The sequence below is a fragment of the Acinetobacter sp. YH12120 genome (assembly GCF_013418795.1).
Taxonomy (GTDB): Bacteria; Pseudomonadota; Gammaproteobacteria; order Pseudomonadales; family Moraxellaceae; genus Acinetobacter; species Acinetobacter towneri.
Genome location: NZ_VPBI01000008.1, coordinates 74,855 through 91,226 on the forward strand (window position 1 = coordinate 74,855; position 16,372 = coordinate 91,226).

Below are 16,372 nucleotides of genomic sequence, written 5' to 3' on the forward strand. Positions count from 1 at the left end.
CAACTTTTATTATAGACAATTTACACAGAAAAACAGCACCTTATACATAAAAAAATTCAGACTATAAATTCATCTGTATATTTTTGTTAAAAAGTGACAAATATTGTCAGGTTGAATTTTATACTTTGGACAAATATTGTCATTGTGTGATTTCTGTCACATTTTATGATAATATTTTATGGTCTGTTTATGACTAATAGCGTATTTAATCTTCGCCACATAACTATCCCACTTAAAACTGGCAGAATTCCAATCAAACTTGCTACACAAAGCACTATCATCTTGGCTAAAAAAATATAAGATAGAGCCAGTTTTTTGGTCTGTTTTTCCTATGAAATCTGCATTGCTATTTTTGGCTGCCATCCTCATCTCCCTTGCATGGCTATTGCCCATTCACTACCGTCCGTGGGTCACTTATACAGGTGAACTTTACGCATTTTTTGCCCTATTTGCCCTTGCAGCCTGCCTTTTTAAAGCAAAATTACAGATACCCAAAATCAGCCTGCCATTACTGGCACTGTGCAGTGTTCCGCTCATTCAGTGGGGCTTTGGCTTAGTCTACTTCTTTGACAAAGCCTTGCTCAGCAGCGTGTATATCTTCAGTTTTTGGTTAGCAATCATTTTTGGCTACAACCTCACGCAAAATAACAGCGAACGTGAACGCATCTTCACAGGCTTTAGTTATGTACTACTCGGCGTGGGAAGTATTACCGCATTCATGGCAATTTGCCAGTGGCTGACACTCGATCAATACCTGCCGATTATGGTAGATATTAAAATCGGACAACGCCCTTATGCCAACTTCGCCCAACCCAATAACATGGCGACCTTTTTGGTGATGTCGCTTATGGCATGCCTATATTTATACGAAAAGCAAAAACTTAAAACCGTGTGGATTGTAATTGCTGCTGCCATGATTTTGGTGGGTGTGGTATTGAGTCAATCGCGGACTTCATGGTTGGCATCGCTGTGTCTCTTGATCTATTTGAGCTATCAACAATACCGTGGTGTGATGCGGATAAAATGGCGTTATAGCTTACTGTGGTTTGCGGCATTTATTGGGCTGATTTTTATCGCACCTGCTTTTAGTCAATTACTCGCGCAAAGTGCAGAACTTTCGGTGCAATCTCGTGATGTGGTGCAGCGCGCCACAGGTGATATGTCACGCTTGGCCATTTGGCAGCAAATGCTCGCTGCGATTGAACATCAACCGTGGTGGGGCTATGGTTGGCATCAAACCAGTGTGGCGTATGTCACGATTAGTGAATTTGTTCAAGGTCCAGTGTGGATTCGTAGCGCACACAATTTTATTTTGGATTTTTTACTTTGGAATGGTGTGATACTCGGCGTGCCATTTTTGGTGTATTTGGGTTATTGGGGCTACCAACTGCATAAATATACCCAATCGGTGGAATCGGTTGTGGGGATTTTAATGCTCGGTGCATTTAGTGTACATGCCATGCTGGAATTTCCACAAAACTATGCCTATTTTCTGCTGCCTGCAGGTTTTATTATCGGTATGGTTCAGTCACAACGCGTAGTGAAAGGTCTTACTTTATCTCCACTATATTTACGCAGCACTTTTGTGGTGGGTGCATTGTTACTAGTGCTGATTTATCGTGATTATGAAGTGATGGTGCCAAAACTGAATCAGTCGGTACGCTATGAACACACCCCTGAAAAAATCACCCACCAAGAGCGTATTTTGGTACTCGAAGAATTTAACCGCCGCATTGCGTGGATTCGATTAAATCCGTATAGCCTACAAACGCCTGAACAGCTGCAAGAGATTCATGAAATTGTATTGAACTATCCAACCACTTACGATTTATTGAAATATGCGCGAGTCTTGGCGTTTAACGGTTATGAAGCAGAAGCTAAAAAGCAATTGTGGTTGTTAAGCACTTTGCGCAAGGTCAATGTGGATTATGCAACTTTGTTGGATGAAGCAGAGCAGCGCTGATTTGTGTAGCGCAAGGAGGGGGATTTGAAAATAGTGAGCCAAATATGGTGAAAATTTTCAATGTTGAAAATCTCTCCCAACTTCTCTTTAAAAAGAGAGGGGGTATTCATTATAAAATTGATTTCATGTGCGAAAATTTAAAGAGATGCTGAACTTTTGTTCAGATAAAGGGAGTTGTGTTAGAATTGTATGATCTATTCAAACAATAAGGCATGCTGATGGCGAGAACTACAAGTGTAACAATTGGCCCACAACTCGATAACTTTGTGAGCAAACTGATTGAATCTGGACGTTATGGTTCAACCAGTGAAGTGATGCGATCTGCACTAAGATTATTGGAGCAGCAAGAAAATCAAACTGCAGCTTTAAAGCAAGCGATTGAAGCAGGTGAGAACAGTGGAGAAAGTACACTTAGCCTAAAAGATATTGCGGCTCAAGTGAAGCAGAAGCATCGTGTATAAGCTATCAAATTTAGCTGTCGACGACTTCACTGCTATTTATGAATACACCTTGCTTAATTTTGGTGTAGCTCAAGCTGACCAATACACGCAACATTTGGAAAATACCTTTCATTTGTTAGTGAGTTCACCGCTGATTGGTTATGCATGTGTAGATATTGGCGAGGGAATACGCCGTCACGATCATCATCAACATGCTATTTTTTATAAAAAACAGGATTATGGAATTTTTATTATTCGGATATTGCATCAACAGATGCAACCCATGAAACATTTTTTTGCGTTATAAATACTTTTTTATAAATCCAAGAATTTAAAATGCGCATAAGTAAAATATATTGATATTGAGAGCTTCTTCATTAGAGATAGGCAAGATACTGAATTTTAGGTAAAGTGCCTCAAAAAACAAAAGACTGGAAAACCAGTCTTTTGAGTTATCTAAACCAGATGAATCTTAGAGTTGGCTTTGAATATAGTTTTCAATACCCACAGTTTCAACCAAATCAAGCTGTGTGGTGGCCCAGTCTAAGTACTCTTCTTCTTTCTCTAGAATTTCCTGAGCCAAATCACGAGTCACATAGTCGAGTTGTTGCTCTGCCAAAACCACCGCTTTTTGGATTGCTTCAATATTTTCTTGGACTTTACGGACATCACAGTTCAGCACTTCAACTGTATGCTGACCAATATACAATTTGCCCAAGTGTTGTAAATTTGGCAACCCTTCTAAAAATAAAATACGTTCAATAATTTTGTCAGCATGTTTCATTTGACGAATCGACTCTTTATATTCAGCCGAGCCGAGTTGTTCAATGCCCCAATCATTAAACATACGTGAATGTAAAAAATATTGGTTAATTGCTGTCAGGTGATGATATAGCACTTGGTTTAACTGATTAATCACATCGCGATTGCCTTTCATTGCAGCACTCCATCAACAATTTCTGCCTTAAACCGCTTAAGGCAATCTATGCTTCTATCTTAAACAAGACTGGGCAAAATGGCGAGTGATTTAGGGGCTATTTATACTTCATAAATGGTTTGCGCTGTCGGCTAAAACTGAGCAGATAAGGCATGAAACGAAGGGAATAGCGAGACTATTGCCAAGTTTCATAACGCAATCTGAGAAAGTTTTAGCCACATGAGCAAGAACAAAGCACTGCTTTGTTTGCTGCGCAAGGGGACAAGCATATTTTTTTCTGCTATTGCGTTATGCGTCAGTCATTTAGAATGACTAAACTTCCTGCCTCATGCCTTATATCAGCTAAAAAATATGCGTCGTCGCAAACGTAGATGAAGTATAAATAGACCCCAGACCGCAAATGAAAATCGCAATCAAAAACAATTGGCTAGGCAATGTGGAAAAATGTAAGCCAAGAAAAACCCGCTGTAGTCGGAAGCGGGGGAGGAAAAACACGGTAAAAATTTAAATAACTAAATGTGGGGAATGTATTGGAAAATACGAGCTTTATGCAGCAATAGCGAGACGAGACGCAATTTGAGCAATTTCATCACTGATGATGGCACGAGTTTCAGGTGCACAGCGACCGCAGCACGTACCTAAGTCAAACATATCGCGAATTTCACGATAGCTCTCTGCACCATTGGCAACGGCTTCTTTGATGTCTTGATCTGTAATACCACGGCATAAGCAAACGTACATGAATGCAACCACAATAATTGAAATAAGATAAGTGTTATTATTGATAATTATTATCGTTTGTCAATAAAAATCATTTGAAAAGTCATTTATCATGATTGGGTTTTTGAATAAAAAAATGCCACTCAATAGGTGGCATCGTTTAGTATTTTTTAAGTCTATGAATAATAATGACTTATGAGTTAATAATCACCACACCATCCATTTCAACCAATGCACCTTTAGGTAAGCTGGCTACACCCAGCGCTGCGCGTGCAGGGTAGGGTTGCGCAAAATATTCTCCCATAATTTGATTGACCAATTGGAAGTGAGATAAGTCAGTCAGAAAAATATTCAGCTTGGCAATATCGGCCAAAGAACCGCCCGCAGCTTCACAAACGGCTTTTAAGTTATCAAACACGCGGCGAATTTGCGCTTCAATGCCTTCTACCAATTCCATGCTGTATGGGTCTAAACCAATTTGACCTGATAAATAAACAGTATTGCCCACTAAAATGGCTTGAGAGTAAGTACCAATTGCTGCAGGTGCATTTTCAGTATGGATGACTTGGCGAGACATTGATTTCTCCTAAAATAATGTACGAACATCATAGACCATCCGACTGCATTTCAGTAGCCTGATGAGTCTATAATGCAAAATCGGTGAATATGCGGCACAGTCAAACTATGCAGCCGCATTAAATTAACAAGCTTTGGCTTCTTCTGCGATGCTGATAGGGCGCGCTAAACGGCTAATTCGTGGGAAACCGAAGTGCATACGCAAATCACGAATAATTTTGGCAATTTGCTTACGGTTATTCACCACAATATTCACATAGGTTTTGCCATCGTGGCTGCGTACCATTTCTACTCCCGTTTTGGCCTTACGACATTGATAGATCAAATCGGAAATTTGTTCGTCATTCATATCCATATCAATGCTGAGATAAGCCGTAAAACTCACGTCATCTACATCTTCCGAAGTCCATTGTAGCGGCATGATATTTTCAGGATGTTGATGTTGCTCATGCAGTAAGTTGTTGCAACGCGCACGATGCACAATCAAACCACGACGTGACAAATTGCCCTGAATAGGATCGCCCAGCACCGGGTTGCAACAGTGCGCATATTTCACGTCAATACCTTCTGTACCTTGAATCAGACGGTCAGAGTGTTCGCTGCTGTCTTGATCGAGTGCATAGATGTGATTCGCAACCAACTGTGGCAACAGGTCACCCACCGCAATTTGCTCAAATAAGCGGTCTTTAGAGTCGATATGACGCCATTGCAACACATTTAACCAATCTGCTTCGGTCAAGTCTTGAATCGAGTGATTAAACAATTTCAGCGCACGGTTAAGCGCTTGCTGACCCACCAAACGCTGTTCTTCAATATCCTGATCACGCAGAATATTTTGTAAGGCACGACGGGCTTTTTGGGTATTAATAAAACTCAGCCAGTCTGGGTTGGGTGTGGCTAAAACATCGGTGATGATTTCGACCACTTGTCCGCTAATTAGTGGCGTCGAAAGTGGTTTGCTTTCGCCATTAATTTTTGTGCCAACAGCGTGGTTGCCTAAGAACAGACTGGCTGCATAGGCAAAATCTACCGCAGTTGCACCTTGTGGTAATTCATGTAAATGCCCGTGCGGGGTATAGACATGAATTTTCTCTTGATGCAGATAATCCAGCAAATCGCTAAATGTGGTTTTGGCACACTCTCCATCAATCAACACGTTCAAACTTTTCATAGATGCCTGAATGGCAGAACGACAGGCTTGAGGCGCATTTTCACCCAAGACCACGCCAAAACGTGCCGCTTTTCGCATCAGTTCAGTTTGAATGGTGAGAGATAAGGTGGTTTGCTCACCTTTCAGACGCATCATCAGCGATTGGTTACCACCTGGCAATGGACGACGGATATGGTCTTCATAATGCAAGACCTGAAAGCTGTCACGTAAAATATCGGCTAAACGGTCACAGTCAGCAATACTTTGTAAAATAATTTCGAAGGCGTGGCTGTGGGTCAGTTCTTGTAGATCAATATCGTTTTTAACAAAGTGGCGCAGTAATTCAATGTTGTTATTTTTCTTTTTAATACGGCCTGCAATTTGATTGTCTTGCAGCAGGTCGGCAAGGTTTTGTTCCCATTTAGATTGGTATTCGCAGCGTTTTGGCTTGGTGTGCAACAGGGCAGCTTGCACATCGTTATACATATCTAAATCTAGGTTTTGATAACACAGATGTTCGAGGTTATCGGCCATTTCATTCATACCCACGATACGTGCCATAGGTACAAATACATCAAAGGTTTCTTGGGCGATACGTGCACGTTTGTCTGGTCGCAGCGCATCTAGTGTGGTCATGTTATGATAGCGGTCTGCTAGTTTCACAATAATGACACGTGGATCCTGTAAGGTGGCTTGCAGAATTTTGCGGAACGAAGCAGCTTTGTTGTATTCTTTGTCGCTAGAATGGCTAAGTTTGGTTACACCATCGACCAGTTCAGCAACGGTACGTCCGAATTTTTCTGTGATGTCATCTTTGCTGTAGTCGGTATCTTCAATGACATCGTGCAATAGCGCAGCAATGAGCGTGTCGGCATCCAAACGCATGTGCGCCAAAATGCAACTCACCGCAATCGGGTGTAGCACATAAGGTTCACCACTTTTACGGGTAACGCCATCATGCGCATGTTCGGCATAATCGCAAGCCGTAAGCACCTGTTCGACTTCACTTACACTCAGGTAAGGTTCGATCATGGCTTGAAGCTGTTGTTTGGCTTGGCTGACCATCGTGCCTGGCATATAACACCCTTTAAAATACAAGTGATAACGAATTTACAGTGAGACCTTATAATGAAAAGCATATTGCATGACTTGTCAATTTTTTTCATGCCAAAATAGTGATAAATTTGGCATTAATAAATAGGGTCTTAATCCTTATGTTATAACGGTTTTTAGTGCAAGATTAAAGTTCAGACAACAAAAAAGCCTAGTAAAAAACTAGGCTTTTTCAGAAAGTCGTTCTTATTGGAAAGAAAAACCATCTAAATTCAAGTTATTTGCTGAAAGTGCGAGGTCAAGACTCGAAGTTTGATAATCTTGATCACGTTGTTTCAAAATGTCTTTAGAAACGTGACCTTCTGCAATTTCACGTAAAGCAACAACGGTAGGTTTGTCGTTATCCCACTCAACGGTAGGCTCTATGCCTTGACGTGCCAATTGACGCGCGCGCTTGCTTGCCACTAGTACAAGCTCAAAGCGGTTGTCTACATGGTCTAAACAATCTTCAACGGTAACGCGTGCCATAAGAATTCTCGTTTGAATAGTAAATTTAAACAGACTGTGCAGTATAAGGTGCTTTGCCTATAGACTCAAGTTTTAATCACGCGCTTGGCGGGCTAATTAACTTTTGAATCAAGGCTTGATGACGATGCGCCTGCTGCGCCATCACCAAACGATTAGCCGTAATCACCGATTCTAAATCGTGCAGAGCCTTATTAAAGTCATCATTAATAATCACATAGTCAAAATTGACATATTGTTGCATATCTTCAACTGCGCAGCCCAAACGATGCTCAATTACATCGACTGCATCGGTGCCACGGTTAGACAATCGCTCACGTAAATCGAACTGGCTTGGTGGGAGAATAAAAATTTGCTTCGATTCAGGAAAAAGATTGCGCACCTGCTGCGCACCTTGCCAGTCAATTTCCAGTAACACATCGTGACCTTTGGCTAACTGCTCTTTAACCGTCGCTTGCGCGGTGCCGTAATAATTGCCAAACACCTCTGCATACTCAATAAAACCGCCTTGTTCTACCAAGTCGATAAAATCTTGTTTTTGCGTGAAGTGATAATGCACACCATCGAGTTCGCCGGGACGTTGACCACGTGTTGTGTGAGAAACTGAAACGTGTAAATTATTCACACGCTCAAGCAGGGCTTTAACAAGGGATGTTTTGCCTGTTCCTGAAGCGGCAGAAACGACAAACAATAGACCCGACATGATATTTTTCCTGATATGATAAAATATCTTCTCTATTTTAGAGTAGACGCCCCTTAAACAAAATAGCCAAGATGGCTTTTGTTGGCATAAATTTTAAAACATTCCACCTATTTAACTTCAACATAGAGGGTTCTATGGAAATTGTATTGGCGAATCCACGTGGTTTTTGTGCAGGTGTAGACCGAGCAATTGCGATTGTAAATCGTGCCCTTGAGTGTTTTAACCCACCTATATATGTACGTCACGAAGTGGTACACAATAAATTTGTGGTAGATGACTTACGCCAACGCGGTGCAATTTTTGTCGATGAGCTAGATGAAGTGCCTGATGACAATATCGTGATTTTTAGTGCGCATGGCGTATCTAAAGCAGTACAACAAGAAGCGGAGCGTCGTGGCTTAAAAGTATTTGATGCGACATGTCCGTTGGTCACCAAAGTGCATATTGAAGTCACCAAATATGCGCGTGAAGGCACAGAAGCGATTTTAATTGGTCACGAAGGACATCCCGAAGTTGAAGGGACGATGGGTCAGTACGACAAGAAAAATGGCGGCGAAATTTATTTGGTAGAAGATGAAGATGATGTGGCTGCGCTTGCGGTTCAGCATCCAGATAAAGTGGCTTTTGTAACACAAACTACTTTGTCGATTGATGATACTGCCAAAGTGATTGATGCCTTGCGCCAAAAATATCCGAATATTCAAGGGCCACGTAAAGACGATATTTGTTATGCCACTCAAAACCGTCAGGACGCAGTGCGTGACTTGGCCAATCAGTGTGATGTGGTGTTGGTGGTTGGTTCTCCAAACTCATCTAACTCCAACCGTTTGCGCGAGTTAGCCGAACGTATGGGGAAACACGCCTATTTGGTGGATAATGCAGACGAGTTGGAGCAAGCATGGTTTCAGCCGAATACAAAAATTGGTGTAACTGCGGGCGCATCTGCACCAGAAATTTTAATTAAACAAGTGATTCAGCGTTTGCAAGACTGGGGTGCAAGTACCCCTGAAGAGCTGGCAGGTCGTGAAGAAAACATTACCTTTAGTTTGCCCAAAGAGTTACGTATTCCTGTAACACAGGCTTAAACTGCGAAGCATATAACACTTTAAAAAACTGATTAAAAATAGGCAGATAACCGTTATATGACGGTTATCTGTTTTTTTATGCCTTTTATCCTGAAGTGTGAGGGTTTTGTAAAGTTGTTCGCTATTATTTTTAATAGGGCAAAGTCTGTGTCTTGGGGGGAGTATGCGAAAAAAAGAAAACGGGTTCACCTTAATTGAGTTGATGGTGACCATTGCGGTGTTGGCGATTATCGCGATGATGGCGGCTCCTTCAATGACCAGTATGATTCGTAAAAATCAATTACACAGTGATGCGAGAGAAGTTATTGAGTTGGCAACAATGGCTCGCTCTAATGCGGTTTTTTCTAAGAAAGAACAAAAGCTTGCATTGGATTCATCAGTAACAGATGGTCAGCTGAAGTGGTTGCCTGAAGAACATACCAGTTGGGCTACAAAACCCGTCAATAGCATAAGTTACAACATGTTCGGCTTCTTGGTTTCTGCGAATGACCGTGAATGTTTTATTTTGCAACATCAAAAAGATACGACACAAAAAGCAGTTATTGAATTTTATAAAAATGGTTCGATTCGATATGAACGTTCAAATAGCACGTGCCCAAATTAATTGGATGAGGGTGGAGCAATGATAAAAAATCAACAAGGTGTTGGCTTGGTGGAAGTTCTGGTAGCTCTAGTGCTGCTTGGGATAGCTGTATTAGGTTTTACTGCTTTGCAGATTAGAGCGGTCTCGGCCAGTGCAGACGCAGGTCAAAACATTCAAGCTATGAATATCGCACGAGATTTATCAGAGCGTATGCGTATGAATCGCGCTGGATTAGATGATTATGAAGCGAGTGCCACTGTGTTGGATTGTTCAGCTAGATTTTGCACTAGTAGTGAAATGGCTGTTTATGAATTTAATCAGGTGAGATTGCAGGCAGAAGACTTGGGAATGTCTATTGCTGTGCATGACTGTCAGGGCTCAACATTAAAAAGAAAATGTGTGTATGTCGCATGGGATACCACGACAGCGACCAATGGAAGTGGAGGTAATCACTGTACCAATGGGACAGCGTATAACCCGAATGCACAATGCATAATTATGGAGGTCTATAATTATGACTAAAGTTCAGAAAGGTTTTACTTTACTTGAGTTGATGATTGGTTTGTCCATTGGGCTATTGGTTGTGAGTGCGGCAACGGCCATTTTTCTGAGTGCGCAACGATCTTTAGGATTTCAGTTGGGCATGGGCGATGTGCAACAAAACTCGAATTTTGGCTTAGCAATGCTGACCCATGATTTACGTCATGCAAATTTAAATACACCGTCAAACCAAAAAATTAATAATAAAATGGTAGGTTCTGGAGTAGCTTTTGCACAAGAAAACTACCCATCAGCTCTGCATGCGAGTCTGGCAAATAGTGCGTATAGCGCCCAAAATGCTGTAGATGATGCAACCACAGGTAAGAGTGACCAATTGGTAATTCAGTTTGTGCCTCAGTATCAAATTGCAGAAGCATCGGACGTAGATCCAGATGATGACACCAAGAAAATTAATGAAAGACTACTCAGTAATACAGACATGTATAACTGTGAAGGTACTAGAATTGAATTTGTGACAGCCAAGGCAAATGAAGAAACACAGGCGATTCGTCCAACAGTGGTTCAACGCTACTTTATTCAAAAACTACCAGATGCTTTACAAGGTAGTGATGGTTTAGATCGTTACGGGTTGTACTGTGATGCGGGGCATTATAATGCGGGCGATAGCAGCATTACAGGCTTAAATAATAACGCACAATTACTCATGCAAAATATTGATGCATTTAAAGTTTTACTGGGCGTGAAAAATCCAGGAAATAACCAATTGCGTTATGTCACCATAGATGAATACAAAAATTTAATGTCTTCAATTACCGCTGAAAAAGATTATCTACAGGTCATTTCTTTACAGGTATCTGTGGTGGCGAGATCTGCAACCAATGTTGGGGCAGATGCAAGTTTGAATAATAAGACGATCACATTGCCTGGTGCTACAACGGCTATTGCATTTGATGGTGATGCAAATTTGAATAAGAAATACTTACGTCAACTGGTCACTCAAGTGGTTGGCTTGCGAAATACATTGGGAGCATCGTGATGAAACAACAAAAAGGTGCAACGCTCATTGTGGTTTTGGTCATTCTTATTTTAATTACTCTGATTGGTACATTAGCTGTCCGTTCTGGGATTTTAGGATTAAGACTGGCAACAAACAGTCAGGTGCAGGCTTTGTTATTAGAAAACAGTAACGCTGCATTATTTAATTTGGAAAATCCAAATCAGGTTGAGCGTCAATTGGCGCGTGATGGTATGTACAGTTATTTCAACTCGGCTGCCAATGCAGAAGATGAGTTGGTATTTTGCTACCGTGCATCACAAAACACATTTTTTTCTATGAACCAAGCCAGTGCGATTTCACGTACAGGGTCAAAGACAAAAATTGGTGTAACAGGTTTTTGTAAGGCGAATCAATTTGCAACAGGGCGTTCAGCTGTTTTGGCGCAAGTCTATTTAAAGAAAAATATAGACAATGTAGTGCCATTTGCCCATGTTGCACAGAAAACCAGTATTGGCTCAAGTAGTTTACCTGTGGTATCGAACAGTATTAGCGTAACCGTGATTTCAGTCTTGCCAAGTTTTTCTAGTGCAAGTAAAGAAGAAATTGAAGGTTGCTTTAAAGAGCGTGCGGCAAATGTATCACGCTGTTTTGAAGGTTTAAATATTCCCTATAACACGCAACGTGCAGACTATGTAGTTGGTGGTCAGCCGCAACTAGTGTCGTAGTTGAACAGAATCAGTGAGGATTAACAAATGAAACAGTTTAATAAAAAAGTTCTTTCTGCCACTGTGTCAATGATGATGACATGGGCAGTGTGTGGAAGTATTCAAACTTCGGTTGCGAGTGATATTGAGATTTATAAAGATTCAACCAAGGGTAAAACCAATATTCTTTTAATGTTGGATACCTCTGGGAGTATGGGAATTAGTTCATTGGTATTGCCAAAAAACAATCCCTATGGCAGTCCAGGTGATGTGACTGAGCCATTATGTGGGCGAGCTACTGTACCTGAATATTATAGTGACGGCTCTTCAACTGCTAATATCTATCAGTGGCACTATAATTTAAAAGACCCTGCTACTAACAGAACAGCGATCAAAAAGACTGTGGATATTGGTGGGACCCTGATTGATTATTATATGCGTGGCTGCCGCAAGCAAATCAATGGTCAATGGGTACAAGAATATGATCGACTCTCTCGTTTAAAAGATGCAATTTTACCATTACTAGCGAGTGATGAATTGGGTTCCGATGTTGTGATGGGATTGGGGCAATTCTCATCTAAAACAGAGCTAACCATTGGTAATGTGTCAAATCGACTTACTGATGGTCACTCAGGACGTATTTTAGTACCTAATGCACCACTAGACACTGCTCAACGAATCAAAATTGCACGACAAATTGCAGCAATTAAATCATTGGATACGATTACGAATGAAGATGGGACAGCTAATCCAGATTTAAAGTTATCTAGTAATAATTATCCAAATGTTACCAAAGCTGCAAGTGGTACCCCAACCGTACATGCGTATGCAGAAGCAGGTGCTTATATGATGGGAACCACCACAGGTGGCACGGGTACAAATAGTGGGCAGGTCAATACCATTTACGATGGTTATATGGCCATGCAGAATGGCTCAGCCCAAGCTTATTTTATTTGTGTAGAGGTCGGGACTACAACCACGGATGCTTTGGGGGCAACAGTACAGCAATGTATCAATAATTGGCCTTGGTATGATGGGAATAATAGAACAGTTACTACAGGAACGATAAGTGGTGGTGTATTTAAACCCGACTCTACAAGCCCTACAGGTTGGAGACAAATTACGAGTCAGGCGGCTTTCAAAAATGAAGTAGGTTCAATGGACTCTGCATGGGAAGTGTTTTCTAAGATGCCCGAAGGCTGGCGCTATGGCGGTTGGATGAAAGTCAATAATGAGCCGATGGATATTGAGCCGATTGTAGGTACAGTATGGGGGGGGTATGAAGGTGGTACCATTGGGATTGTGTCATATCGTACCAGTCCTTTTTCGATTCGATCTACGACCACTCTAGGTACTGGTAGATGTACACAAACCCAATCAGCCACGGTTCGTCCTCATCGTCTTTGGGGCAATGGTAATTTTAGGGATTGGCAAAGCTGTCCTTCAGGTTCTAGTCCACTCAGTAGTTGGGCATCACTATGTGGACGAACAACAGGTGGCCCTTGGACTAGAAATGCAACAGCAAACGAAGTCGCTGCTGGACGATGTTTAGCCCCTGCTGATGGCAGTATTGATCCCTTACCTGGTGCTAGAAATCCACAAGGCGGTTTGCATACAGAAAATTATAATATGACACGTACAACTTACACTGCTCTTACTCCAACCGTCATCACACCTATAGATAATAATGGGGGTTTTGCTTATTCTGCTTCTGATGCAAAAGAGGGCAATAAGTATAAAGCAGGAGGGTCGACCTATAGCTGTGATGGCAATGGGATTTATTTCTTAACAGACGGTGCGCCAAACTCGACTAAAGACAGTATGGCACGTACGATTATGAATCATTCCTTAGCCAATGGCACTTATGCTTTTACAGGCAGACCTGATATTAATAGTAGTGATGTACTAAAGCCTGTACCGCTAAAATCTAATCTATTTGCGGGTGAAACAGGTGGTTGGGAATATATAGGTGCCTACGCGAAAAAATTGCGTAATCGTACGTTATTATCCAACACTCAAAAGAACCCTGCAGATATGAGTATCAAAACAGCGGTAGTTGGTTTTGGTTCATCTTTTGCAGGTATTAATAAAAATGCAAATGGTACTTATGATTGTGACAGTGCACCAAATCAAGATGCAAAAAATGCCTGTTTGTGGGGTAGTGCAGAATATGGTGATGGTGGATTCTACTATGCTGAAAACTCAGAAGATATTAAAAACAGTATTCTTGATTTTGTAAAAAAAGCTGGGGCAGACTTTGAACCTATTGCAACAGGTAGCCCGACAATTCCTGTCGATAGCTTAAACCCAATACAATTACAACCCTATGGTTATTATGCGGCATTTGAACCAAAGCCAAGTGAAACTACACAACTTTGGGCGGGGAATTTAAATAAATATAACTTAAGAAATGGCGAGTTGGTGGATAAAAACTTACAACGCTTAATTTTAAGTACGGGTGCTCTCAACAAAGATGCCGTAGGTTTATGGACCAATGGTGTTAAAGGTCAATTACCACTGGGCACTTTAGTTGCCGCAAATGGCGAGCAAAATTCAAAACGTAAAGTATTCACCAATCGAGTGATTAAACAGGATAAAACTGCTGTTTCAGGTGATCGTTTGGCACAAGTGAGTTTATTGAGTTTATTTGCAGAGAATAATGAAATTGCCAAATTTAAGTATGATGCCGATAAAAACTATTGGTTAAATTTCCTAGGTTATGATGTAGGTATTACAGAGAGCATTGCGAGTTTAGCTGATTTAACCAGTAAAGAAGTGTACCGAGAGCTTGGAAGCGTGATGCACTCTACGCCAGTCATGCTGACGCAAGAAGGAAAAATTACGGTTGTAGATGGTAAGTTAACTACAACGGGCCGTAAAGATTATCTGATGTTTGGGTCTACGCAGGGTGCGTTACATGTAGTTGATGATGATGGTAAAGAAGTATTTGCTTTTGTACCGCATGAAATGATGAAAACTCAAAAAAATGCATTTATAGGTAGTGGCAAATATACAGGCTCAGGTAAGAACAACTTATTTTATGGCGTAGATGGCCCTTGGACAGCACATACGCAATATGTTTCAAAAAGTGATGGGACTTTAACGGTTAAAGATTCTGGCCGTAAAGCAAGTGACGAAGAAGATGCGCAGAATCTGATAGGTATGCAGTGGGTGTATGGCGGTTTGCGTATGGGGGGTAAAAGTTACTATGCGCTGGACTTAACTGACATTGAAAAGCCTGAACTAAAATTCCATATTAACCCAGATGCTGATAATGCTTCTGCTGCACTCAAACAAATGGGGCAAAGTTGGTCAAAACCGACTCTCGCTTATGTGAATTGGGGCGATACGCGCAAACTTGTAATGTTTGTAGGTGGTGGTTACGACCCAGTTTATGAAACTCATAATGCAAATCCAAGTGGAACCAAAGGTAATGGTGTGTATATGTTTGATGCACACAATGGTGATTTGCTTTGGTGGGCGAGTGATAGTGAAAAAACAGGTGCTAGCCGTTTTACTCAAAACAATGAGTTAAAATACAGCGTTGTTTCGCAAATTAATGCCATTGATCGTGATGGAGATGGTTTAACAGATCATCTGTATTTTGGTGATTTAGGTGGGCAAGCATTCCGTGTTGACTTTAATAATCGAGCAACAGATACAGCTAACTTTGTAACTCGTGCGGTTCGTTTGTTTACAGAGCATCAGGGTTCTGGTCTGAGTCCTCGTTTCTATGAAATGCCGAGTGTTTCTATTCATCAAGATGATGGTAGCTACTTTGCTGTAGTGGCATTCAGTTCAGGTAATCGTAGTTCACCACTAGCAGGTTTAAACTCTACTGTCAGTGCAAACGATGCTGTATTTGTGGTTTATGACAATGATGTTGCACGTCAGGACTTATATAAATCTTCAACTTCGCTAAATACTCATGATGAAACTTTAACCGAACTTAACTTTGATAATGGTGTGCCACGTCGTGGTCAAAATAATACTTTAAATGGTGGTTGGAAAGCGTACTTTGATAGTGATAATGTGGGACGCTATAAAGGTATGAATGACCTGTATGCCCTAGATGGTATGCTCTATGTCAATGTGTATGACCGAGATGGTACTGGTATTGGTGGTAACTGTGGTGCAGGTGTAGCGGGTGACTCTTACTTGTATCAATATTGCTTACCTACAGGAAAGTGCGATTTCTATTCGGGTTCTGGCAACAAAGCAAATCGTGTGAAACTCGGTGCAGGTATTCTGGGTACAGGTTTAGGTCAAGGCTTTAAAAATGATGCTAATACCGTGAGTCTAGTGGTGAATCGTGATGAGCCATCTGCACTGGATTGTAGCTTACCTGCCAATAAAAACTTGCCACAATGCCAGCTGTTTAATACACAGGTAAAACTCAAGCAAATGCGCTGGTATGAGTCGCGTTAAGGGGGGA

Annotated in this window: 16 protein-coding genes; 9 read left to right on the forward strand and 7 right to left on the reverse strand. The window is 41.3% G+C overall.

The genetic code is table 11. From position 1 onward, the window contains the following. Positions 1–156: 156 nt before the first annotated feature. On the reverse strand, positions 157–363 hold the full coding sequence (locus tag FTU58_RS07340) for a hypothetical protein (RefSeq protein WP_180062255.1): 207 nt from the start codon (positions 361–363) through the stop codon (positions 157–159). Here FTU58_RS07340 and FTU58_RS07345 point away from each other — a divergent pair. From FTU58_RS07345 to FTU58_RS07355, 3 genes are all read left to right on the forward strand, one after another. Then, the gene (locus tag FTU58_RS07345) at positions 332–1,963 is read left to right on the forward strand and encodes a PglL family O-oligosaccharyltransferase (RefSeq protein WP_180062272.1); all 1,632 of its coding nucleotides are present in this window, start codon (positions 332–334) and stop codon (positions 1,961–1,963) included. The two genes, FTU58_RS07340 and FTU58_RS07345, sit on opposite strands and share 32 nt — an antisense overlap. A gap of 218 nt (positions 1,964–2,181) precedes the next feature. Then, positions 2,182–2,424, forward strand: coding sequence for a type II toxin-antitoxin system ParD family antitoxin (locus tag FTU58_RS07350; RefSeq protein ID WP_004974509.1), 243 nt, complete (start codon positions 2,182–2,184; stop codon positions 2,422–2,424). Then, positions 2,417–2,710, forward strand: coding sequence for a type II toxin-antitoxin system RelE/ParE family toxin (locus FTU58_RS07355; protein WP_070153485.1), 294 nt, complete (start codon positions 2,417–2,419; stop codon positions 2,708–2,710). Before FTU58_RS07350 ends, FTU58_RS07355 begins: the two co-directional genes overlap by 8 nt. Before the next feature lie 165 nt (positions 2,711–2,875). On the opposite strand, the gene bfr is transcribed toward FTU58_RS07355, so the two are convergent. From bfr to gmk, 6 genes are all read right to left on the reverse strand, one after another. Next, positions 2,876–3,340 carry a bacterioferritin gene (gene bfr / locus FTU58_RS07360; protein ID WP_168418472.1) on the reverse strand — a complete coding sequence of 155 codons (465 nt, stop codon included), beginning with the start codon at positions 3,338–3,340 and terminating at the stop codon, positions 2,876–2,878. A gap of 546 nt (positions 3,341–3,886) precedes the next feature. Continuing rightward, entirely contained in the window at positions 3,887–4,081 is a 195-nt protein-coding gene (locus FTU58_RS07365) for a bacterioferritin-associated ferredoxin (RefSeq protein WP_178866789.1), read from the reverse strand. A gap of 172 nt (positions 4,082–4,253) precedes the next feature. Further along, complete coding sequence (locus tag FTU58_RS07370; RefSeq protein WP_004809961.1) at positions 4,254–4,637, reverse strand: RidA family protein; 384 nt, start codon at positions 4,635–4,637, stop codon at positions 4,254–4,256. A 123-nt stretch (positions 4,638–4,760) separates the two neighbouring features. Then, positions 4,761–6,863 (reverse strand): bifunctional (p)ppGpp synthetase/guanosine-3',5'-bis(diphosphate) 3'-pyrophosphohydrolase, encoded by a 2,103-nt coding sequence (locus FTU58_RS07375; RefSeq protein ID WP_180062273.1) that lies wholly within the window; start codon positions 6,861–6,863, stop codon positions 4,761–4,763. 222 nt (positions 6,864–7,085) lie between these two features. Then, positions 7,086–7,367, reverse strand: a complete 282-nt coding sequence (gene rpoZ / locus FTU58_RS07380) for a DNA-directed RNA polymerase subunit omega (RefSeq protein ID WP_004809957.1) — start codon at positions 7,365–7,367, stop codon at positions 7,086–7,088. A gap of 76 nt (positions 7,368–7,443) precedes the next feature. After that, positions 7,444–8,067: a guanylate kinase gene (gene gmk / locus FTU58_RS07385; RefSeq protein WP_004974513.1), complete on the reverse strand. Its 624-nt coding sequence runs from the start codon at positions 8,065–8,067 to the stop codon at positions 7,444–7,446. A 134-nt stretch (positions 8,068–8,201) separates the two neighbouring features. On the opposite strand from gmk, the gene ispH reads away from it, so the two are divergent. From ispH to FTU58_RS14065, 6 genes are all read left to right on the forward strand, one after another. Beyond that, complete coding sequence (gene ispH, locus FTU58_RS07390) at positions 8,202–9,152, forward strand: 4-hydroxy-3-methylbut-2-enyl diphosphate reductase (protein ID WP_180062274.1); 951 nt, start codon at positions 8,202–8,204, stop codon at positions 9,150–9,152. A 163-nt stretch (positions 9,153–9,315) separates the two neighbouring features. Next, positions 9,316–9,756, forward strand: a complete 441-nt coding sequence (locus tag FTU58_RS07395; protein WP_180062275.1) for a Tfp pilus assembly protein FimT/FimU — start codon at positions 9,316–9,318, stop codon at positions 9,754–9,756. An 18-nt stretch (positions 9,757–9,774) separates the two neighbouring features. Next, on the forward strand, positions 9,775–10,257 hold the full coding sequence (pilV, locus tag FTU58_RS07400; protein WP_180062276.1) for a type IV pilus modification protein PilV: 483 nt from the start codon (positions 9,775–9,777) through the stop codon (positions 10,255–10,257). Beyond that, on the forward strand, positions 10,250–11,272 hold the full coding sequence (locus tag FTU58_RS07405; RefSeq protein ID WP_180062277.1) for a PilW family protein: 1,023 nt from the start codon (positions 10,250–10,252) through the stop codon (positions 11,270–11,272). The genes pilV and FTU58_RS07405 overlap by 8 nt, the downstream gene beginning before the upstream one ends. Next, the gene (locus tag FTU58_RS07410) at positions 11,272–11,958 is read left to right on the forward strand and encodes a pilus assembly protein PilX (RefSeq protein WP_180062278.1); all 687 of its coding nucleotides are present in this window, start codon (positions 11,272–11,274) and stop codon (positions 11,956–11,958) included. Before FTU58_RS07405 ends, FTU58_RS07410 begins: the two co-directional genes overlap by 1 nt. A gap of 27 nt (positions 11,959–11,985) precedes the next feature. Further along, positions 11,986–16,365 carry a pilus assembly protein gene (locus tag FTU58_RS14065; protein ID WP_257222344.1) on the forward strand — a complete coding sequence of 1,460 codons (4,380 nt, stop codon included), beginning with the start codon at positions 11,986–11,988 and terminating at the stop codon, positions 16,363–16,365. Positions 16,366–16,372: the final 7 nt, after the last annotated feature.